The following is a 23424-nucleotide window of genomic DNA, read 5'->3' as shown; positions in this document are numbered from 1 at the left end:
TGCGTTATGTTTAACTAATAGACCTATCCAGATGTACATACCCTCCATCAACATAAACCAACTGACCGGTTGTATGGCTGGATGCATTGGATAATAAGAATACTGTTGCATTTCCAATTTCTTCAGACGTTGTCATCCTTTGTCCAAAAGGTATTTTGGCCTTAATAGATGCTAATGTTTCTTCAGAATTTGGCAGAGAATTAACCCAAGTTTGATACAAAGGTGTAAAACACTCTGCTACAATAACCGCATTTACACGAATCTCATAAGGCAATAGTTCCAATGCCCATTCTCGTGTTAAAGCGTTCCTTGCACCATTAGAAGCAGCATAGGCAGAAGTTCCGCCTTGCCCTGTATCTGCTACTTTAGAACCAATATTTACAATTGCTCCTTTTGAAGCTTTTAAAGCTGGCAAAGCATGCTGTGCCATCAAATAATAATGGATTACATTTTTATGCAAACTCTCCACAAAACCCTCATAATTACCATTTTCCAAACCAATTCCATCATTTACTCCGGCATTATTTACCAACCCATCAATTCTTCCAAATTTCTCCAGAACCTGTGCAATTGCCTTTGCTGAATCTGTGGGCTTTGTAAGTTCTGCAACAACCTGAAAAACCTGTCCACCATCTGCAATGATATCATCAGCCAATTTCTGATTATCTTGTGCATTACGCCCTAAGATAACAGGAATTGCACCCTCCTTTGCCAAGACCCTTACAATGCCTTCTCCAATACCTTTTGCACCCCCGGTAACAATGACTACCTTATCTTTTAATTGCAAATCCATAGCAGCTGAAATTTATAAGTTGTAAAATTTTGTTGCATTACCACCCCAAAACATCGCTTGTTCATTGGGAGATAATTTTAAAGTATATTCTTCCATAACGTCAACCACCTGATTATAGGTAGCTGCGACAAGACAAACCGGCCAGTCTGATCCATACATGAGTCTTTCTACTCCAAAAGCTTCAAAAACCACATCCAGATAAGGATTAAAGTTATCTGCTTTCCAATGTTTCCAGTCGGCTTCTGTTACCATCCCTGATACTTTACAGTAAACATTTTCATGCTTTGCTAGCTCCGCGATATCTTTTTTCCACTGATCAATTACTCCGTTTTTAATATCTGGTTTAGCAATATGGTCAAGTACTAAAGGCTGATCGGGGAACATCGCTGCAAACTCTGCAGCATATTTCAGCTGATCCGGAAAAATGAGGATATCGTAGGTATAACCAAATTGTTTTAGTTTACCAATGCCATTTACAAATTCTGGCTTTAGCATTAATGCACGGTCTTCTTCACCTTGTAAAATATGACGAAACCCTTTTAGCTTATTATGAATGGACCATTCAGATAACTGTTCTTCAACATCTACGGCACACAGGTCAACCCAACCAACAACCCCTTTTATGAAGGCATTGTTGGCCGCGTTTTCAAGTTGAAATATATTTTCAGCCGGAGTTTGGTCCGACTGGACCACTACACTTCCATCAAAATTATGCTGCTGAAGCTCAGCTAACAAACGATCGGGGCTGAAATTATCCCGGATTATAGACATATCGTCTGTAATCCAGCTATCTCTTACCTCATCATATATCCAGAAATGTTGATGGGAATCAATTTTTAACATAGTTTTTCACCTTTTGCTTAGATGTACCCAGTCCGTCAATACCCAACTCTACAACATCACCCTCTTTAAGGTAAATTGGCGGATTAAAGCCCAGGCCAACACCTGCTGGGGTACCTGTAGAAATTACATCCCCTGGAAGTAAAGTCATGAACTGACTCAAATAAGCAACTACGAAAGGAACATTGAAAATAAAATTAGATGTATTACCATCCTGCATCTTCTGACCGTTAACTGTCAACCAAATACGGAGATTATCAACGTCAGCTATTTCCTCTTTAGTTGCAAGGAATGGGCCAAGCGGAGCAAATGTATCGCAGCCTTTTCCTTTATCCCAGGTACCATTTCTTTCCAGTTGGAATTCACGTTCTGACACATCATTGTGTAAAACATAACCAGCTACATAATCCAGCGCTTCTGCCTCATCAACATAAGAAGCTTTTTTGCCGATTACTATTGCAAGCTCTACTTCCCAATCTGTTTTAACGGAGTTTTTAGGAATTACGATATCATCGAAAGGACCAACCATAGAGGTTGTCGATTTCATAAAAATAATTGGCTCTGAAGGAATTGCAGCTCCTGTTTCTTTTGCATGATCGGCATAATTTAGTCCGATGCAAAGTATTTTTGAAGGACGGGCCACTGGTGAGCCTAATCTTGTTCCGGAAGGAATAACATTTAATTTGCCTTCATTAGCTTTCACAAATTCAGCAAGTCTTTCCAATCCGTTATCATTAAAAAACTGTTCGTTGTAATCTCCGCCAAAAGCAGAAGTATCATACCACGTATCATTTACAATAACACCGATTTTCTCCTGATCGGCAGCGCCCCATCTGATTAATTTCATTTTTTGTGTCTATTTAATTTTCAATTCAATAATGGTATCAATGTCGTCCATTGTTACCTCTTCTAAGTATATTATGGTTTGGTCTTTTGTTTGCTTAAATTTCAATTTCGTTCCACTTTACATTTCAGTTGCAGAAATCACTTTTTCTTTAAGCTCTGGTAAAGTAATAAAAGGTTACCCACTTTTTAGCATCATAAGCCGTAGGTTGTTCTTAATTATTTAATTTTATAAAACCGCCATCTAAAGGATAGTCATTTCCTGTTACAAACCCTGCTTCAGCAGAACATAGATAAAGTGCTAACGAAGCAACCTCTTCAGGTTTCCCCATTCGGCCTATTGGCTGACTTTTAGATAATTTTTCAAATATTTCTGCTTCCTGACCCGCATAGTTCTTAGCAATAAAACCATCTACAAACGGAGTATGCACCCTTGCAGGAGATATACTATTGCAACGAATTCCATCAGCCATATAATCCTTCGCAACAGAAAGCGTCATTGCATATATCGCCCCTTTACTCATAGAGTAAGCAAAACGGTCTGATAAACCCACTAATGCACCTATAGAAGCCATGTTTAGTATCACACCATAATTATTTGCTTTCATTACCGGAATGGCAGCAAATAAGCAGTTGTAAGCACCTTTAACATTTACATCGAATACTTTATTGAAATCAGCCTCATTGGTATTATCAGCTCTACCAATATGTGCAATACCAGCATTATTTACCAGGATATCAATTTTACCTATTTGCTTAAATACTGACACCACAGTTTCCTGATCCACTACATTGCAACTGTGAACATTGGCCAGTCCCCCCGCCTCTTTGATTTCATTTACAGTCTGTAGACCTGCGTCTTCATTCAATTCAATAATGTGAACATGGGCTCCTTGTTTGGCAAAAAGCACTGAAATTGCTTTCCCGATTCCACTTCCACCACCTGTAATAATTGCTGATTTTCCTTTTAAACTAAACATTTTTAATAATTATAATGAAACTCCTCTTTTCCATGGAATAAAGTCGTCCTGGTTCAATTGCACTGCCTTAGGTATTTCTTCTCCACTCGCCGCTTTAATACAGTATTCAAGAATTTCCGTCCCCATCTCTTCAATCGTTTTCTCTCCGCGGATAATTGCCCCTGTATCAATGTCAATAATGTCGCTCATTCTTGTTGCTAAAGCTGTATTTGTAGCTACTTTAATAACCGGACAAACCGGGTTTCCTGTTGGGGTACCCAATCCGGTAGTAAATAAAATTAATGTCGCTCCACTTGCTGCTTTCCCTGTTGTTGCTTCCACATCATTCCCAGGCGTACAGACCAAACTCAATCCAGCTTTTGTTACCGGTTCTGTATAATCCAACACATCTACCACAGGAGATGTCCCAGCCTTTTTTGCTGCCCCAGTACTTTTAATCGCATCGGTAATCAGGCCATCTTTTATATTCCCAGGTGAAGGGTTCATATGAAAACCTGATCCTACAGCGTGTGCCTGTGCATCATACTCTTGCATCAAACGAATGAACTTCTCGGCCGTAGGTTGATCTACACTTCTATCAATTAAATTTTGCTCGGCACCACACAGTTCCGGGAACTCCGCCAACAGAACTTTAGCCCCTAAAGCTACTAATAAATCTGAAGTATATCCAACAGCAGGATTAGCACTTATACCACTAAACCCATCGCTACCTCCACACTTAACTCCTACACAAAGTTTGCTCAATGGCGCTGGCTGTCTTTCTATTTTATTGATTTCTGTTAAACCTATAAAAGTTTGAAGGATTGCATCTTTAATTAGCTGTTCTTCACTCTGACTTTTTTGTTGCTCAAATACCAGCACAGGTTTATTGAAAGATGGATTTCTTACTTTAATATCATCCAGTAAATTTTGAGTTTGCAGGTGTTGACAACCCAGACTTAATATAGTAATTCCGGCAACATTAGGATGATCTGCGTAAGCAGCCAATAGCTGACTAAGTAATGCCGAATCTTGCCTTGTCCCACCACAACCGCCTTGGTGATTTAGAAATTTGATCCCATCAACATTTTTAAAAACCCTTTTCTTTAAAGGTTCAACTGGAGCCAGTTTATCGATTTCAAATGCTGAAACATCTTCACAAGATTGGTAGGCTTCCAACAGTTGCTCAGTAAACTGCTTGTACTTGTCGGTTACAGTATAACCCAAATTGTTATACAGAGCTTCTTTTATCACGTCCAGATTTCTGTTTTCACAAAAAACAGTTGGTACAAAAAGCCAATAATTCGCTGTTCCTACACTGCCATCAGCACGATGGTAACCATTAAAAGTTCTATCCGTAAAATTTGAAACATCAGGGGTATTCCATTCATAATTCACTTTGCGGTAAGCATAATCCTGGGAGGCATGATGCACATTTTCAGTCGTCATTAACCCACCTTTAGGAATAGCTATGATTGCTTTCCCAACTAGCACCCCATACATCAAAATTTCATCTCCCTCCTCCATCGCATCAATAAAGAATTTATGCTTGGCGTATATATCATCCTGTAAGGTGATCAACTGTCCATTCCAATCTATAATTTGTCCTTTCGGCAAATCCTTCAAAGCCACCAAGACATTGTCTTTAGGGTGTATTTGCAAATAGCTTTTTACTTTATCCACTGCTAATAATCCTTTAACTCAAATATTCTATCCATCATTATCCATTTCTCTCCAGGCTTTGCTCCTGGAACAGGCTGTTGATATTTCCACATCAGCGTTTCCCACTCCTGTACCTTTTCATTAACAGCATCCATGTTCGACTTACGATCGAAACTAAACGTATCATTTACCTCCATAATCATAACCAATCGGTTTCCTGTTCGATAGATTTGCATATCTACAATTCCTGAGGAGGTAATGCTCTCAATTATTTCCGGCCACACCTTGAGGTGTATCGCTTCATATTCAGCAATGAGTCTTTCATCAGGTATGAGATCCAGTGTTAAACAATATCTTTTATTCATAATCCACTCTTTTAACAACTTTATGTCCTTTTAATCCAAACACAAGTACCACCACAAAACAAACTAGTGGGACGATGTATCCGATTTGAATATTATGCGTTACATCAGCAATATAGCCCATTACTGGTGGCAATATTGCCCCCCCAACAATAGACATGATAATTAGGCTGCTTCCTAATTTCGTATCACGTCCAAGGTCTTTGATCCCAAGAGAAAAAATAGTAGGGAACATGATTGACATAAAAAAAGAAATGCCAATTACGGAAACCAATGCCAATATCCCCCCTGCAGTAATTGCCACGATACACAAAGCCACATTGATCAATGAATAAATCACTAATAATGATTCGGCTTTTATAAATTTCATCAATGATGTTCCAATAATCCTCCCGAATAAAAAGGCAAGTCCCATTCCATAACCAGCATAGTCTCCAGCTGTTTTCTGGTCAATACCTGCCGCTTCAGTAGCATACAATATAAAAAAACTGAAGACACAGACCTGAGCACCTACATAAAAGAATTGTGCAGCAACTGCCCAGCTTAAATGCTTATGCCTTAAGGCATGGAATATTCCCTTTTTCTCTCCTTGTTTTTCTTCCTCTTCTATAATTTCAGGTAGTTTTAAGAAGATAAATATGACGGCAATTACCAAGATTATAGCCCCTAAAATCAGATAAGGCATTTTTACCGATGAAGCTTCCGAAGCTAAAGCCAATTGCTTGGCCGACTCTGTCATCTTACTCAACTCTTCATCTGTAGCTCCCTGTATTAAAATTACCCTAACACCAATCATAGGTGCTAATGTTGCAGCCAGTCCATTGAAGGTTTGCGCGAAGTTTAAACGAAACGTGGCACTCTCTGGCGGCCCCAATAAGGACGCATAAGGATTTGCAGCTGTTTCAAGGATAGTAAGCCCGCAAGCAATAACAAACAATGCTCCTAAAAAGAATACATATAATTGCGTATTGGCTGCTGGAATAAATAAAAATGAACCAATTGCGAAGACAATCAGTCCTATAATAATGCCTGTTTTATAACCATACTTCCTCATGATAAAACCTGCAGGCAATGCCATAACGAAGTATGCAATAAACACTGCTGAATCTACCAGGGAAGCTTGTAAAGTACTCAGACTAAATGATCTTTTTAAATGCGGAATAAGAATAGGATCGAGATTATGTACAAAACCCCACATAAAGAATAGTGAGGTAATCATTATAAAGGGAAATAGATATTTATTTTTCGTCATTCGATTAAATATTTGGTTATTCAAAGGACGGAAATTTAGAATGTATTTATTTTATGATATTATCTAATGATTAAGCGATTTTAGCATGAAAAATAACCATTCTCTTCAGCGTCTGGCATCTGTTGCTGAAGGGCAACACCGCCTAAGGCCGCTTCAGAGAAGGTGATTTTTCTGTCAGCAGGGAGCAGAAGTAAAGCGCAAAACTGTAGTGCAAAAGCAAATTCCATAAGCACAAGTAGGGCGAAAGTATCTTGTAAAGAACAGAAGCAAAGCGCAAAACCAGTTTAGCACAAAACAAAAAAGCTTCGGTTTCCCGAAGCTGTAACTTTATAATTAAACCTTATGTGCTATAAATATATCCCCATAAGTAATTTTAAATAACAATGTATCAACTCTTCTGCACTTTCCACAACCTCCCTCTCTCTGCATCATGCTTAAAGAAAAAATCACCTTCTCTGAAGAGCATTGGAACTTTTGTCCTCCTTCAGAGCAAAAGATTCCCGTGATGAAGAGAACGGTTATTTTTTCCCTTTACTTTATAATTTTCAGCAAATACGCTCCATAACCACTCTTTACTAAAGGCGTTGCAACCTCACGTAACTGTTCTTTGTCAATGAATCCCATACGGTAAGCGACCTCCTCAATACAGCCTATCTTTAAGCCTTGTCTATCTTCAATAACCTGGACAAACTGACCTGCCTGCATTAATGAAGCAAAAGTTCCGGTATCTAACCAGGCTGTTCCTCTGCTCAAAACGCCAACCTTTAGTTTTCCTTGTTCCAAATAAACTCTGTTTACATCGGTTATTTCATATTCCCCTCTTGCCGAAGGCTTAATATTCCTGGCAATTTCAACAACACTATTGTCGTAAAAATACAACCCAGGAACTGCATAATCGGATTTGGGAACGGCAGGTTTCTCTTCAATAGAGATCGCCTTATTATCTTTGTCAAATTCGACAACGCCATATCTTTCAGGGTCAGAAACTCTATAAGCAAATACTACGCCACCGTCAGGATCTGCACTTGATTGAAGTAATTTCGACATTCCATCACCATAAAAAATATTGTCACCAAGAACAAGAGCAACCTTATCATTGCCAATAAAATCAGCACCAATTACAAATGCTTGAGCCAGACCATTTGGTTGTTCTTGTACAGCATAGGAAAACTTACAACCTAAACGAGAACCATCTCCCAATAATTTTTCAAAATTGGGCAGATCATGTGGTGTTGAAATAATCAAAATCTCTTTAATGCCTGCAAGCATTAAAATAGACAATGGATAATAAATCATCGGCTTATCATAAACAGGCATCATTTGCTTGCTCATGACTAACGTTAAAGGGTGAAGTCGGGTACCGCTCCCTCCAGCTAAAATTATTCCTTTCAATGGGTATATGTTTGAGGTTAATACTTGTTATAGACTGTTTTACAGAATAAACTACTTATCCGAAGATACACTATTTTCTAACTCCGTATACCATTCAGCTCCATATTTTCTAATAAGTGGACCTTTCAAAAATTGATATACTGGCACTTTTAGTTCGCGCCCAAATGAACATGCATCATGACATATGTGCCATCTATCATAATTCAGTACATCAAACTCAGGGTACTGAGTAATTCTGATTGGGTATAAATGACAGGAAATAGGCTTTTGCCAATCTACCAAACCTTGCTCATAGCCTTTTTCAATACCGCATTTAGTAATGCCATTTTCGAAAGTAACATAAGCACATTCTTTATTCCCATCAACACAAGGAGTGGTTAAATCACCATCAGCATCAACAACTGAAGTCCCCTGTTCTTCAATAGCTGCAATCCCCTTAGGTTCCAACAGGTGCTTAATTTTTGGATAAACATCCTTTAGAATTGCTGTTTCAGCAACATCAAGCGGTGCTCCCGCATCTCCTTCTACACAACAAATTCCTTTGCACTTGCTCAGGTTACAGACAAACTGTTCTGTAATTACATCTTCATGAACAAGTGTATTTTGTACTTCTATCATTATATTATTTAACTATAGCTAATGGATATTTTAATCCAGCAGCCGATTTGATCTCCATGGTTACAGATCCAACTATAATCTCTACCTGAGCCTTTACAGGCACCCTGTTTCCATCGTCTGTTATCCAAAGGTATAATTTACTGTCTTTTCTAAAAACACGCCCAGGCTTGATAGACGGGCTGAATTTTAAACATTTTATTTTACCCAACTTGGTCTTCACCACTTCTCTTCCTACAAACTGTATTTCCAATTGACTAATCTCATCTCCCAAAAAGTAATTCAGCTTCACAAAGTCGCCAATTTTCATTTTAGAGATATCCAGGCTTCTTGCAAAGTAATAAGCAGATACCAGGTCAAAAGTCTGAGTAGTTGGCGTGGTAAAAGTACCCTGAGTAGCTACCACTTTCTTTCCATCCTGATTAAACCTAGCCTTATCCTGTCTTCGGTATCCACCTTCACGTATATTTTCCTGGTAGAAAAATGGTTTTAAGTTCTCTTTATCGATAAAAGAATCATAATGATCTCTTATTTTGTAGAATATATCAAATGTACCAGAGGTCTCTCCATCAACCAATAACTTAAAAGCAGGTTTACCATCAAATTTAATATCAGACTCCTGCACCTTTAAAGTCCCTTCAGCAGCAGTAATAAACCCGTATTTCAATTTATATTGGAGAACCTCACCGGCCTTGAAAACAGGCTCCTTTACAAAAGGCAACTCCTGTGCCTGCACTTTGAAGCTTAGTAATAAAATAAGGACACACAATAAGGATTTTCTCATAACTAAGCTAAAACAAAAAGCAAACCAATTAATCTTTACGCTTATAAATAGGCACCGTAGAGCATGGCTCACCATACATGATGCTCTTAACCACAGGAGTAAGCAGATTCGTAATCTCTATATAAGCAGCAACGGTAACATCAATATCAGCACACCCCTTAATTACCACACGTTCGTTAGCAAATGCAGACACATCGATTTTAGCAAGGGCTTTTGAAAAAAGTACTGCTTCAAGAGTTTCCAGACTTCCAAAAACGACCTCATTAGCAAAGGGTTTCATTCGATTAGCCAGTAACATATAAGCCCATGTTGGTACAATTGCATCTGCACTACAAATTATAGCAATGTTTTTACCTGTATACACTGACCAGTCATGGGTTTTAATGAATTCGCGAAAATCTTTCTCTCTCAGCATCAGTCCATGAAAAAGATTCTCTTTAATATCATAGACGATTCTTTCCCCTGAATGAAAGTAATCTTCAAGGTTGAGTGTAATCAACCCACTTGCAGCTACCTTATTGACAAAATTCTCCTGAATATCCATGGTACAAATATTTTAAATATAAAAAAACCGGAAGCTAAACAACTTCCGGCTACAAAATTACGTAAAATAAGATTAATAGAATTTCACCCTATTGTCTTTTATCGTACTTCTATCTTGCAATGCCTGGAATGCAGCTCCTAAGGAACGTTGTGCATTACCTTGCATCATAATTTCTTTTTGTTTGTAAGCGTTTGCAAGAGGAGCTGGATTGCTGAAACCATCAACACTAAACACATACACACCCTGGCTACCATCAATGGCTTTAGAAAGTTTTCCTGGCTGAGAACCGAAAACAGCTCCTACCAATTTGTTTTCTTGAGCAGCACCAGGTATAATCGGGTTAGCAAACACGATATTCTCTACTGGAGCAACCTGCTTTCCTAATTTCTGAGCTACCTGTTCAATTTTAGAAGAGCCTTCTAATGCTTTATTTATTTTCTCGGTTAACATTTTAGCTTTAACTGCAGTGCGTACCATTGGTTCGATATCTTTTTTCACAGCGTCAAGAGATAAAGCACCTTTTGGTTTAATGTCAGTTACACGCGCAACAACATAAGCATTATCCATTTGGTAAACCTCTTTAAGCACATCACCTTTGTCTGCATCATATGCATCACGAATTAACTGACGCGGATTATCTAATCCAGGAGCAAATCCTTGTGTAGGGGTAACTCTTTCAGCAACACCAACAGTAAGCCCTTTTTTCTTTGCTACCTCTGCAAAGTTATCGCCTTTAAGTTCATTAAGGAAAGCACTAGCTTGTTTGTAAGCAGCATCTCTGGTTTTATTACTTGGAACCAATCCTTTTTCTATATAAGCCAGTTTCGCAACCTTTGAAGAACCAATTTGTTTTTCAATTTTGATTAAATGAACACCAAACTGAGACGTTACAACTTTAAGATCGCCTGGTTTACCATTGAATGCAGCATCCTCAAATGCAGGAACCATTTGTCCACGGCTAAATGTACCTAGGTCACCACCATTATCCTTAGAACCGTCGACACTGTATTTTTTTGCTAATTCTGCAAAATTAGCACCACCTTGAACCAAGGTTCTTAAAGAGTCGGCTAATTTAATAGCTCTATCTGCACCACCTAAACTAGATGGGTTAATTAAGATATGGCTTGCTTTTACTGAATCAGGAGAAAAACGAGTATCAATAACTTTTACAAGTTTATAAGAGTTCCCTGAGAATGCAGGTCCGTAATAACTACCAGCAGGCAAGTTGAAAATAACTGAATCTACAGCAGGGTCTAATTTACCTTTTGACATATAAGCATAAGGTACTTTTACGTCAGAGTTTACAGCGGCAAATAATGAATCGTTTGTTGATGTTCTGAAATCAGCAGCTAGTTTTTCAATTTGTGTTTTAACAGCAACAGAGTCAGCTTTTGTCGGATTTACACTAAAAGAAACATATTCGAATGAACGTGTTTCAGTTGGATTTTCGAAACGCTTTTTGTTTTCGTTATAGTAATCTGAATAATCAGACTCTGTAAGCTTTACATCTGCATCAGGAACTGAAGCATAATCAAGCACAGCATATTTGAAGCTAGCCAGTTTATTACGGTTCTGATACTCATCATTAGCTTCCAAAGTAGTTACATACATTGAGTTGGTGATCAGATTTGCATATTTTTTCTGTAATGCCTGTTTCTCTATCTCTTCCTGTAACATATCCCACTGTTGTTTTAACTGAGGATTTTGACCTTGTTGTTTTAAGGAATTGATTACTTCCGCACGGTTTATTTCACCAGTTTGGGGGTTACCAAAATACTGAACGATAAGTGGACTTGGATTGCTTCCCTGAAGCAAATCAAAAAGTTCATCACTTGAAATAGTTAATCCCAATCTGTTATATTCTTTACCTAAAAGAACACTGGCTACCTCACCTTGCCAAACATTATCAACTGCCATTGCCTGCATTTGCGCATTACCTGATCCGCCGTATTGTTGTTTAAACTGTGCAAGGCTTTGGTCTACTTTAGGTCCAAACTGATCTATGCTAATTTCTTCACCATCAATTGATCCTACAACCTTTTGAGACGCACTCCAAAAAGGCTGCCCCGCTTGCATTGCATCACCAACTAAAAATGCAACAATTGCAAAACCGATGGCCCCTATCAAAATAAAGCCAGCGCGATTCCGCAAAAATGTCATTAATCCCATAATATTCTTATTTATAATTCTTTTTTAAGAGCGCGCAAGATACAACTTTTGCGAAAAAAAGAAAACATTAAATTATTCGCCAAATTTTTCCTCAATATATGTTTCTCCAAAACCACTTCCAGCTTTGTAATAACTGAAGTCTTGTGGTGCGCTAAAGTTCACTGCATCAGCAAAAGAGCCATCTGGTTTTGTTACTATTCCTTTAGGTGAAAAGAACATTCTTTTATTCTCATCCCATATTAACTCTTCTGTATTAAATGTTAATGATTGATTTACGACCACCACATTCCTTCTGAAGATGGTCAACTTTTCCGTTTCCTTTGCAATTGCATAATCAGAAGTGATGGTTCCTGTTATTTGTTGATTTTCATCTAAAAATTCAATTTTAACACCCTTTGGCATCTCAGAAAAGGCCGCTCCGGTAGCTGGAGTTATCTTATCCAGCACACGCGCAAAACCTTTTGCCTTTACCTTTGCGGAATCACTGTAAATAATTTCTACACCGATAGTCCGATTCGTATCCAGACTAATTTTTTTTGCAAGCTTTGCTGTTTTTTTCAAATCATCATCCCCACAGGAGCTCAAGTACAATAACAAAAAAAAAGCCATACAAAAAATCAAACCCGGACTTTTTATCCAGGTATAATTATTTAATGATGGAGATGGGCTTACCATAAGATGGTTATTAGTCAAACTTAAATCGTCTGAACCAGGTATCATTTAGCGTAAATCCTAAATGAATGTTAATATAATTCTCCTGTACCAGACCGTTGGTTAAAGTTCCTCTTCTACCAAGCTCTGTAGTCAAATTCAATTTATGAAAAGCGAACCTATTGAATGCCAATGGCAATCCTAAACCGAAAGTAACAGCCATCTGCTTAACATCCTGATTTCCGATACGGATATAGGTTTTATCGTAAGCAAATCCAAGTCTATAATCTACACGGTTAAAGTAACTACCAATTGAAGTCATATCAGGTGTAAGTTGCCCACCAACAGAGGCACCCCAACTATCTTCCAGACCATTATTTAATCCGTCGATACTTAGTTTAGACCAGTTTCCAGTTCTAAAGTCTGCCCCTATTAACCATTTATTATCCTTTTGGATAGCGATACCGAAATTATGTACTAACGGTAATTTCAATTTTGCTGAAGCATTTTCTGAAAATGAAGGAGTGTCAATTGCGGTGCCTTCATCACCAGAACTCTGTCTAAGATATTGCGTTACGACAAATGTTTTCTTAGAGTTAACACTTGATGGTGAAGATCCTGAGTATCCAAGTGTGATTCTGCTTTTGGCACTAAGTGGGATTTCATATTGTGCTCCATAAGAGAAACTGATGCCACCTACACTATTTTTATCTTGCTGCTTTGTATTTACAGATGGTACACTTTGGAGCTCTAAAGCACGATTTTCAACCAAGTTACCAAAAACATATTCAACATTTACCCCAATTCTGAAATGATCACCAAACTGCTGACCTAATCCAAAATATGCTTTAGTTAAACCACCTTCACCTGAATACAATTTATTTACACCAGTGGTATCATTTGGAAGTGTCCCGGTATTGCTGAACTCATATCCAAGATCAGTATATGGCAATAATCCAAAGCTTAAACCTGTACGGCCATTTTTAATCGGAAATGCAAGAGCAATATGACTTAAGGTCGAGTTAAAACTTCCTTCAGATAAGTTATCCTTTTTAAGTTGTTTAAAACCCCCACTCATACCAATATCTACTGTAGTTAACGTAATACCAGAATAAGATGCAGGGTTCTGCATATTGATGTTACTATAATAATTATTAGGCTTGTAAATAGCAGTAGATATTCCACCCATTGCCCTGAATTGAGGAAGCAATAATCCTTTCACATTTCCAAGGCCATATCTTGAATATGGTGATTGAGACGTTACCTGTGCTTTAACACTAACACTGGTAAACAAGATGATTACCGCTACTATATAATTAATTCTTTTGTACATATTCAAATGCAATAACTTCATTTAATCCCTTTAATACCAAATACGGATCGTGTATTATTTGAGGCGCAAAGATGCTGTTTTTTAATTGTTCTAGCAAAAAAGCTGCACTCCCCCCTGTTAACAATACCGTAAGGCCAATATTTTCTTTATTATAAGAGGATATAAAACCCTCAACTTCATTTATTACTCCTTGTAAAACACCATTTTTAATTGCCGAACTGGTATCTGTACCCTTAGGAATTTCTGCTTCCTGCTGCCATTCTACAAGTGGCAATTTACCTGTAAAGTGGTGCAATGCTTTAAAGCGCATATCTATCCCTAAGCTAATGCTCCCTCCAAAATACTTATTATCATTACTTAATAAATCGTAGGTAATACAGGTTCCTGCATCTATCATTAGACTATTTTGGCCAGGATAACAGCTATGGGCTGCTATAACTTTAGCCCACCTATCTAAACCAAGTGTTGAAAGCGTCTGATAATAATTTTTTATTCCTGTGTTAATTTTGGTAGAAAAAGGAATATAATTAGTGTGGGACTCTAACACATCAATTACTTCCTGTAAATCTTCTCTAACAATAGAAACAGAGGAGTTTTTCACCTTATATTTTTGTATTAAGCTAATGAGCACGGCAGGCTCAATCTCTTTAAGAATTTGGTAGTGAACCAACATCTTTTCATCGAAAATAGCAAGTTTACTATTTGTATTACCAATATCTATAACAAGATTATGCATTAACAGCTCCAAACTTCATTGCACAAAGCTATCAATCTTTAGGTATTTTCAACGGTTCAATTTGTTAAAAAAAGTTAAACAAATAAAAAGTACTGAATGGCAAAAACAAGGATGAGAAACAAGCTCTCATAAAACCATCTCTTTTTTGCATTTGAAAAATAATATGCCAGCAATACGGCTCCTGGCGGCACGCATAACAAGAAGTGATATAACCTGAAATCTGGCTTTGTATAAAAGCTCCCGACGCTTACAATAAACATAAAAAAAAGCATTTGAAACGCTTTCCTGGTATTGATAAAGCTTCTGAAAAAATTCTCACGTAGTTGAACAATTGCAAGGATCATCATAACCAATACAGGCACCAATACCAGATAATCGTTATAATTAATCTTAAAAACAGAAGGGAATTTATTTGCCAGAGGTAGCCATATTTTATAGAACATTGACAGGCTGTCATTCCAGTAATAGAATACAGCTACAAAAAAGAATATGATTAAAAAACCCACCAATCCAGAAACCCACTCCCGCCAGTTGAAAGACCTATACAACAGTAAAGCAAGCCAAATCATGATCAGCATTACAATGAACGGGAAATAGATCAACGTTCCTATAGCAATGATCATCCCAATATCAAACATAATCATTATGGCATTTGGAGATTTACCAATTTTAAGAAATTTATCCATCATCCAAATCAATAAAAAATTACAAATCAAGGTTGGACTCAATACTAAAAAAGGCATAAATAGACTGGCACCACTGATATACATCAAAGCAGGTAAGAACCCGGGTTTATTTAACAATCCATGATTATTTACAACCCTGTTAAACAGTATAGCCTGAATATAAATAATGATTCCAGCGAAGAAGACATTGCTAGCTGGAGAAAAGAAACTTTGAACAGGGATTTTGATAAAGAATCTGGTGTAAGACTCTAAAAACTCGAAATTCAGCTGAGCCGGAAGATCTGCAAAAAGGGCTATTCGCATAAAAAAAGTATATGCGAACAGGATTAACAGGTTTACAGGGTTTAAGTTTCTAAATTGATTAATCATGCCTAAAGGCAAAGTAAAGCAAATTATCTGGCAAACTGCTTTACAACTTTATCAATTACTGAAGCAGTTTCATCTGGGAATTGAAATTGATGCATTTGTGGCTGTGTTACCCAATCTTTAATTATTGGAAGCCAGTTCTTGTTGCTTCCCCATATCACTGGTAAACCAAACTGTTTCAATGCATAAGCGTTACATTGCTGTTCATATTGAAATTTCATTGGCGCTACCAATAATTTCTTGCCTAAAAAAAGTGCTTCAGCAGGACCTTCAAAGCCTCCACCAGTAAACAAACCTTCACAACTTGCTAAACTCGAATTAAACAATTGGTTGTTTACAGGATGTACGTCAACATTTCCATCTACATAAGCCTGTTTACAATGTTTAGAAAACACCTGCCAGTTAACCTGAGGTATTTGCTTAAGCATAGGTACAAGATATTGATCATCAATAGCTGGAAGATAAACTGTATAATGTCCCAAATTACTGGTCAGCATATTTCTAATTTCAGCCCTGATTACTGGCGTGTGAATAAAATCGTCGTAACGTTCAAAATGAAAACCTACATAGTGCGTAGCAGGTGCATAATATTTCATAACCAACTGTGCCCAATCTATGCTTTTAGGTTTCGGAACTTTTTTAGATTGAAAAGAAGCCTGGTGACTTAATCCGACACTCTCTATTCCTTTTGTTTTACAAGCCCAGGCAGTAACAGGTTCAAAGTCGTTCAAGATCAGATTGTATTCCCTTAAAGGAATACTCCTCATATCTTTCAAAAAACGTGGAAGGTCCATACTTTTCCATGTTTCATAATGATTCACTCCACCCTTTTTACCAAAAATAAAGCTAAAGCCATGCAGTTGATACTTCACCTCCTGTGTTAATTTCACATCTGCCTGTGTTCCGCTGATTAACAGATCAACATCACCATGTTTTTGTAATAAAGGTACAATCTCTCTTGCCCGGCTTATATGCCCATTGCCCGTACCCTGTATGGCGTAAAGTATCTTCATCCGCACCGAATATCTGTAATTTTCGTTGAAATATATATTTGTTTTTTGTAATGGTTTTAACCTCAAACAATTTCTAACTTAATTTTTTGCAACAAAATATTGACGTCTAGCTTACTACGCAGATCTTCGCTATCAGACAAATCCCCTTCTTCAACATCATCTTTTTGGAAGTCTTTTTGATCATACCTAAATATTTTCCATGATTGACCATAATACTCAAGTGCGGTAAGATTTTCAACCCAATCACCACTATTCAAATAAGTTACCTTTCCATTTTCTGTGACTATCTCTCTCATTTCGGGTTGATGAATATGCCCACATACCACGTATTGGTAACCATTTTCAGCAGCTAAGTCAGCCGCGGTATTTTCAAAACCATTGATAAACTTCACAGCATCTTTGAATTGGGCTTTAATTCGTTTAGAGAAACTCATTTTTTCTCTCCCAACCGATACCAAAAACCAGTTTACAAAACTATTGATCAAAATTAAGCTGTCGTATCCTACCGCCCCCAATTTTGCCAGCCATTTAGAGTGTTGCATCGTTACATCAAATATATCTCCATGAAAAAACCATGCTCTTTTACCATCCAATTCCAGTACTAGCTTATTTTGAATGTGAAATGTACCCAGGTTCATGTCAGCAAATTTCCTCAACAACTCGTCATGATTACCTGTCAGGTAATAAACAGGCACTCCTTCTACTACAAATTTCATGAGCTTTCGAACCACTTTCATATGTGTCTCAGGCCAATATCTTTTACTAAACTGCCAGATGTCGATAATATCGCCATTTAGAATGATTATTTTAGGCTTGATGCTTTTAAGGTATTTTAACAATTCTTTAGCATGGCAGCCATATGTGCCTAAGTGTACATCCGAGATTACGGCAATATCTAGTTCTCTTTTAGATGTCATGCGGATTCATATTGCATACTATTTTACGCTACAAAAGTGCAAGGACTAAATTAACAAGGCATTAAGAGAACATTAAATATTAAGAGAAGGAAGGTAATTAAAGCGGAGCTTTAAAAGCATAAAAAAAGGTTGCTCATCTTTTAATTGATGACACAACCTTTTTAAGACGACTGCGAAATATGAAAAAAATTAAGCAGTCTTTTTATTTTTATTTTCTGAATAAAATGCGAATCCTAAGCATGCAAACAATAATATAGAGCCTGCCAATGATATTTTCTCACCCATATAATAAGAAACAGGTTCGAATTTAAACTCAACCTTATGGTTACCAGCTGGTAATTGAGCAGCGCGTAAAACATAGTCGGCTCTGAAGTACGGTTTTTTAACATTATCAACATACATGTTCCATCCCTTATCATAATAAATCTCAGAGAACACGGCTATTACGTCGGTAGGTGCACTATAGCTGTAAATCAAATGATCAGGATTATAGCTGTCCAATTTTATTAAAGCACCTGTTCCTGGACCTAAACGTTTTTCATCTAACAAACTTTTGTATCTTACATCAACAATTGCTTCTTTCTTTGGATCGAAACTACTGATTGCTTTCATTTCTTCATCAGCATCTTTAGCAAATTGAACATGAGGTACAATCCAGGCGTTTCCTGCTGCTGTCGAATTACGTTGCATTTTGTAAGAGCCGTTTTGCTGATCCTGGGTGATGATGTATTTAGTATTCAACATATCTAAAACATCTTGGTTTATACTTTTTGAAAACTGATGCTCTATTAATTCCTGATATCTTTTCAATTTAGCGGCATGGTAACCACCAATAGTCTTATGAAAAGCCGAAGGACTTGCGTCCTGAAAAGTACTGACTGTTAAATCCAACACTCTAAAATTAGGATCTTTATCCGCAGCTATAAATGTATCAACATCTCTCGGCTGATAATGATTCGTTATATTACTTTTAGTAGTAAAGTTACTATTGTTTAGATAACGACGATCTACCTGCCACATATCAAACAATACAACAGCCGCCAATAGGCCACAGGCCATTGTAACGCTCATCTTCTTCGTAATGAATGCCCATACCAAACCGAAGCCAATAGCGATCAGGATAAATGAACGAAAGGCATCAGAACGTGCAATCGCTATCCGGTCATCGATCAGAGCATTCGCTATCTTGTGCGCAAGTGCAGTATTATTTTGAACACTTTGTGATAAAGCCTGAACAATTTCAGCATGATTGACTGTAGTGAAGCTGAAGAATAAAGTCGGCATAATTGCAACTATCAATGCAAAACCTCCAGTAATTGCAGCAGACAATTGCAATTTTTTAACCAATGTTTTTTGATCAATATTTCCATCCTGCGCTTCTTTAACAGCTAGAATAGCCAATAGAGGGACCATTAGTCCTACTACAGCTAAAATTGATTCTACAGCTCTAAACTTACTATACAATGGGAAATAATCGAAGAACAGATCAGATATAAATGGGAAATTCTTTCCGAATGACAAAAGGATAAATAACACTGTGGTTGCCACAATCCACCATTTCATTGGACTTCTTACTATGAACAATCCGAATACAAAAAGGAAACATATAATGGCCCCAAAATAATACCCTCCCGATGTGCCTGGTTTTTCACCCCAATATTGCTGCATATTCAGATTTCCAGCCAGTTGCTGTATGGCCTGAGTAGTTTGATTAGGATCCCCACCTGTAAGTTCTGAAATTGCTTTATACATGTGACTTTCTGGCTTAACAAGCTCATTAATACTTGTGGCACCACCATAAAGATCTGGAATCAGGAAAGTAAAACTCTCTCCAACACCCTGGCTCCAACCATAGGCATATTCCTTCGCCTTTGCATTGCTTGATCCGCCATCACCGGGGGCTGCAGTTAAATTTGATTTACCTCTATTAGTTTCGCCTGCATACTCGGCGGTTGTCCACAATACACCAGCATTTACCATTACTGCTAAGAGAGCCGCAGCAGATAAGGTACCAACAGCTTTTCCAAATGCGGGTAATTTTTTTCCTTTATAAGCATGATATAACTCAATACCCATAAATATCAAAATAGACAGCAATAGATAATAAGTCATCTGCACGTGATTAGCCCTAATCATTAAGGCTAAGAACAATGCGGTCAGACTACCCCCCAACAAATATTTGCCCCTCAATGTTAAAATAAAGCCAGCTATGATGGGTGCAAAAAAGCCAATTGCCAATACTTTATTATTATGACCAGCGGAGATCAACACAAAATTATACATGGTAAATGCAAATGCGATTGCACCTGCAGCGGCCAGCCAAGGATTTACTCTTAATACTATAAACATGAAGTAAGCACCTGTTAATAACAATAAAACAGTACCTATCGGACTTGGAAATGTATTTACAATAAGCCTGATTCCGTAAGATGCTCCATTGTAGGCATACTGCGCCCAGATCTGATAAGCAGGCATACCACCAAACATTTGATTGGTCCATAATGGAGCCTTGCCGTCTTTAGCTTTAAAGTCCATGATCTCCGTTTGCATGGCTTTGGCAGCCAAAACGTCACTCGTAGCAGGGGCTTTGCCTTGTAATACAGGGCTGAAATAGACGAAACAAATGATTACAAAAAATCCAATTATGGCCAGATGAATGCCATTCGCTTTAAACCAGTTATTCATTAAGGGTTTGTTTAAGATTAAACTAACCCCAAACTTAGATAAAATGATTTATTTTTTTAGCCTTGGACGATTTTTTTAAGAAAAATCTTTAACTAGCTAAAGCACAGCTATTTTACCTCTTCATAATCTACGAAATCTCCCAATTTATCGGTCTTACCTGTTTTAGCACTTGGAGGTACATAGTCAATTGAGATAGATCCTTCTGGTTTTGTATTTTGTTGTCTTGATTGACCTTGGGCTTGATTTTGTGCTTGCTGTTGTACTTTATTGAACATATTCCTAAGCACCATTGGAAATACCAGACGAAGAATAATTCGTATGATATACATGATCAGTAAGGTGATTAATATGAATTTTATAAATCCCATTTTGTTTCTTTAATAAGTATATAATGTTAGACGGATCCGAAATTTCAATATTACAATACCGTCCTGTTTATTGCATAACAATTACAATACCACCCATTTAATTGTCATTCATCACTGCAGCTACTCTGCCGATTTGTCCGTCTTCCAGCCTCACCTTTATTCCGCGGGAATGAAATGCTGCCGAAGTAAGCAGACTTGCCACAATCCCTCTAGTCAACTTTCCACTTCTTTGATCTTTTTTAAGGATAATATCTACTTCCAATCCTGGATATATATCTTTTCTGCTCTTTCCGTCCATCTTACAAACTTACGACTTAGCAAATCTTTCTTCAAACATTTTTTCCATTGCAAACATTTCATCCCTCAATCTTGCGGCAAGTAAAAAGTCCATATCTTTTGCAGCTTTACTCATCTCTCTACGTGTTTTATCAATAGATTTCTGCATTTCAGCCTTGGTCATATATTGAACAATTGGATCCGCAGCCATACTCACCTCATCAACCTCTACATAAGCTTTTGCACGTTTTGTTTCACCAGAGCTAAAATCAAGCACAGAAGTTTGCTCCAATATAGCTTCTCTACTTTTGCCTACAGTTTTGGGTGTAATCCCATGTTCAAAATTATAAGCAACTTGCTTTTCTCTGCGTCGATTGGTTTCATCAATAGTACGTTCCATTGAATCAGTAATCTTATCAGCATACATAATTACCCGTCCTCTGTCGTTTCTTGCAGCACGTCCAATGGTCTGAATCAGGGCTCGATCTGAACGAAGGAAACCTTCTTTATCTGCGTCAAGAATAGCCACTAAAGACACTTCTGGCAAATCCAGCCCTTCTCTCAGCAAGTTAATTCCGATTAATACATCAAATTCACCCAAACGTAAACCTCTTAGTATTTCTACACGTTCTAATGTTTTTACTTCTGAGTGTATGTAGCGGCATTTAATATTAAGCCTATCCATATACTTGGTCAGCTCCTCAGCCATTCTTTTTGTTAAAGTAGTAACCAAAATACGGTCTCCGAGCTTTATGGTTTTATCAATTTCATCTAATAGATCATCCACCTGATTGATTGCCGGTCGAACTTCTATTAAAGGATCTAATAATCCTGTTGGCCTAATCACTTGCTCAATTACCACTCCCTCTGTTTTTTGCAACTCATAATCTGCCGGAGTCGCACTTACATATATAGTTTGTGGGGCAAGTCTTTCAAATTCATCAAAATTCAGTGGGCGATTATCTAATGCTGATGGCAAACGGAATCCATATTCTACAAGAGATAATTTACGGGAGCGGTCGCCACCATACATCGCTCTGATCTGAGGCACTGTAACATGACTTTCATCAATTACCATTAGATAATCTTCAGGAAAATAATCCAGCAAACAGAAAGGACGCATACCTGGAGTACGTCCATCAAAGAACCTGGAGTAGTTCTCAATTCCTGAGCAATATCCTAGCTCCTTCATCATTTCTATATCGAAGTTAACCCGCTCTTCTAATCTCTTTGCTTCTAACAAATGTCCGTCGCCTACCAATTGATTTTTACGAGCCTCGAGCTCTTCCTGTATACCCCAGATTGATGAATTGAATCTATCCTTTGGAGTTACGAAAAGGTTGGCAGGATAAATAGCCATATCTTCCAGCTTTTCCAAAGTTTTTCCGGTTACGGGATCTATTGCACTCAATTCTTCAATATCATCACCAAAAAAAGATATTCGGTAAGCATTATCAAGGTAAGCTGGAAAAATATCAACCGTATCTCCTTTAACCCTAAAAGTCCCCCTTTTAAAATCATTGGTTGTACGTGCATATAAAATCTCTACCAGACTGTGTAAAAATGAGTTTCTTGAAATTCTGGTACCGACAGAAAAACGGAATACTGATCTTGAGAAGTCTTCAGGGTTTCCCATACCATAAATACAGGAGATAGAAGACACAACAATGATATCCCTACGACCCGACATCAATGCCGAGGTGGTCCGTAATCTTAGTTTCTCTATTTCTTCATTGATACTTAAATCCTTCTCTATATAAGTATTGCTACTTGCAATAAAAGCTTCTGGTTGATAGTAATCATAATATGAAACAAAATAGTTAACTGCATTTTCAGGAAAAAACTGTTTGAATTCTCCATAAAGTTGTGCAGCAAGGGTTTTATTATGACTAAGAATCAATGTCGGTTTCTGTGTTTCCTGAATTACGTTTGCAATAGTGAACGTTTTACCAGATCCGGTTACTCCTAACAATGTCTGATAGTGCTCTTCGTTATTCACACCTTCTACGAGTTGCTTAATTGCACCAGGTTGGTCACCTGTAGGTTTGTAATCAGAAACAATATTAAACTTCATCCTTAAATCTTTATATTTAACAAGTTAGATCCGAACCCATGCGAAGCATTAATAGCTAACGATGTACAGTTCGTAACTATCAAATATAAGGATTTATCAAAGCC

Annotated in this window: 22 protein-coding genes; all 22 read right to left on the bottom strand. The window is 37.5% G+C overall.

Annotated features, from left to right (window positions below; translation table 11 throughout):
• Window positions 1-10 precede the first annotated feature (10 nt).
• Window positions 11-793: an SDR family oxidoreductase gene (locus tag WC623_RS05805; protein ID WP_372848863.1), complete on the bottom strand. Its 783-nt coding sequence runs from the start codon at window positions 791-793 to the stop codon at window positions 11-13.
• A gap of 12 nt (window positions 794-805) precedes the next feature.
• A complete protein-coding gene (locus WC623_RS05800; RefSeq protein WP_372848861.1) occupies window positions 806-1636 on the bottom strand; it encodes an amidohydrolase in 831 nt (276 codons plus the stop codon).
• Entirely contained in the window at window positions 1623-2480 is an 858-nt protein-coding gene (locus WC623_RS05795) for a fumarylacetoacetate hydrolase family protein (protein ID WP_372848859.1), read from the bottom strand. The genes WC623_RS05800 and WC623_RS05795 overlap by 14 nt, the downstream gene beginning before the upstream one ends.
• Window positions 2481-2691: 211 nt before the next feature.
• Window positions 2692-3456 (bottom strand): SDR family NAD(P)-dependent oxidoreductase, encoded by a 765-nt coding sequence (locus WC623_RS05790; RefSeq protein ID WP_372848857.1) that lies wholly within the window; start codon window positions 3454-3456, stop codon window positions 2692-2694.
• Window positions 3457-3465: 9 nt separating this feature from the next.
• Entirely contained in the window at window positions 3466-5118 is a 1653-nt protein-coding gene (locus tag WC623_RS05785; protein WP_372848855.1) for a UxaA family hydrolase, read from the bottom strand.
• Between the two features lie 2 nt (window positions 5119-5120).
• Window positions 5121-5462 (bottom strand): L-rhamnose mutarotase, encoded by a 342-nt coding sequence (locus tag WC623_RS05780; protein WP_372848853.1) that lies wholly within the window; start codon window positions 5460-5462, stop codon window positions 5121-5123.
• Window positions 5455-6711 (bottom strand): L-fucose:H+ symporter permease, encoded by a 1257-nt coding sequence (gene fucP, locus WC623_RS05775; RefSeq protein WP_372848850.1) that lies wholly within the window; start codon window positions 6709-6711, stop codon window positions 5455-5457. The genes WC623_RS05780 and fucP overlap by 8 nt, the downstream gene beginning before the upstream one ends.
• 531 nt (window positions 6712-7242) lie before the next feature.
• Window positions 7243-8103, bottom strand: coding sequence for a glucose-1-phosphate thymidylyltransferase RfbA (gene rfbA, locus WC623_RS05770; protein WP_372848848.1), 861 nt, complete (start codon window positions 8101-8103; stop codon window positions 7243-7245).
• Window positions 8104-8154: 51 nt separating this feature from the next.
• Window positions 8155-8721, bottom strand: a complete 567-nt coding sequence (locus WC623_RS05765; RefSeq protein ID WP_372848846.1) for a DUF3109 family protein — start codon at window positions 8719-8721, stop codon at window positions 8155-8157.
• A gap of 4 nt (window positions 8722-8725) precedes the next feature.
• Window positions 8726-9502: a DUF3108 domain-containing protein gene (locus WC623_RS05760; protein WP_372848844.1), complete on the bottom strand. Its 777-nt coding sequence runs from the start codon at window positions 9500-9502 to the stop codon at window positions 8726-8728.
• Window positions 9503-9530: 28 nt separating this feature from the next.
• Window positions 9531-10046, bottom strand: coding sequence for a DUF2480 family protein (locus WC623_RS05755; RefSeq protein ID WP_372848842.1), 516 nt, complete (start codon window positions 10044-10046; stop codon window positions 9531-9533).
• Window positions 10047-10118: 72 nt separating this feature from the next.
• Window positions 10119-12215: a peptidylprolyl isomerase gene (locus WC623_RS05750; protein ID WP_372848840.1), complete on the bottom strand. Its 2097-nt coding sequence runs from the start codon at window positions 12213-12215 to the stop codon at window positions 10119-10121.
• 72 nt (window positions 12216-12287) lie between these two features.
• A complete protein-coding gene (locus tag WC623_RS05745; protein WP_372848838.1) occupies window positions 12288-12890 on the bottom strand; it encodes a hypothetical protein in 603 nt (200 codons plus the stop codon).
• A 10-nt stretch (window positions 12891-12900) separates the two neighbouring features.
• The gene (locus WC623_RS05740; RefSeq protein WP_372848836.1) at window positions 12901-14220 is read right to left on the bottom strand and encodes a hypothetical protein; all 1320 of its coding nucleotides are present in this window, start codon (window positions 14218-14220) and stop codon (window positions 12901-12903) included.
• The gene (locus WC623_RS05735) at window positions 14183-14935 is read right to left on the bottom strand and encodes a type III pantothenate kinase (RefSeq protein WP_372848834.1); all 753 of its coding nucleotides are present in this window, start codon (window positions 14933-14935) and stop codon (window positions 14183-14185) included. The genes WC623_RS05740 and WC623_RS05735 overlap by 38 nt, the downstream gene beginning before the upstream one ends.
• 74 nt (window positions 14936-15009) lie before the next feature.
• The gene (locus WC623_RS05730; protein WP_372848832.1) at window positions 15010-15990 is read right to left on the bottom strand and encodes a DUF6427 family protein; all 981 of its coding nucleotides are present in this window, start codon (window positions 15988-15990) and stop codon (window positions 15010-15012) included.
• Window positions 15991-16013: 23 nt separating this feature from the next.
• A complete protein-coding gene (locus WC623_RS05725) occupies window positions 16014-17000 on the bottom strand; it encodes a glycosyltransferase family protein (protein WP_372848831.1) in 987 nt (328 codons plus the stop codon).
• A 62-nt stretch (window positions 17001-17062) separates the two neighbouring features.
• Window positions 17063-17917 carry a UDP-2,3-diacylglucosamine diphosphatase gene (locus WC623_RS05720; protein WP_372848829.1) on the bottom strand — a complete coding sequence of 285 codons (855 nt, stop codon included), beginning with the start codon at window positions 17915-17917 and terminating at the stop codon, window positions 17063-17065.
• 189 nt (window positions 17918-18106) lie between these two features.
• Window positions 18107-20602, bottom strand: coding sequence for a hypothetical protein (locus WC623_RS05715; RefSeq protein ID WP_372848827.1), 2496 nt, complete (start codon window positions 20600-20602; stop codon window positions 18107-18109).
• A gap of 107 nt (window positions 20603-20709) precedes the next feature.
• Window positions 20710-20970, bottom strand: coding sequence for a DUF4834 family protein (locus WC623_RS05710; RefSeq protein ID WP_349788350.1), 261 nt, complete (start codon window positions 20968-20970; stop codon window positions 20710-20712).
• A gap of 97 nt (window positions 20971-21067) precedes the next feature.
• On the bottom strand, window positions 21068-21268 hold the full coding sequence (locus WC623_RS05705; RefSeq protein WP_372848825.1) for a YwbE family protein: 201 nt from the start codon (window positions 21266-21268) through the stop codon (window positions 21068-21070).
• A 9-nt stretch (window positions 21269-21277) separates the two neighbouring features.
• Window positions 21278-23320 carry an excinuclease ABC subunit UvrB gene (gene uvrB, locus WC623_RS05700; protein WP_372848823.1) on the bottom strand — a complete coding sequence of 681 codons (2043 nt, stop codon included), beginning with the start codon at window positions 23318-23320 and terminating at the stop codon, window positions 21278-21280.
• Window positions 23321-23424: the final 104 nt, after the last annotated feature.

Source organism: Pedobacter sp. (genome assembly GCF_041645105.1).
Taxonomy (GTDB): domain Bacteria; phylum Bacteroidota; class Bacteroidia; order Sphingobacteriales; family Sphingobacteriaceae; genus Pedobacter.
This window is presented reverse-complemented; position numbering and strand designations above follow the sequence as displayed.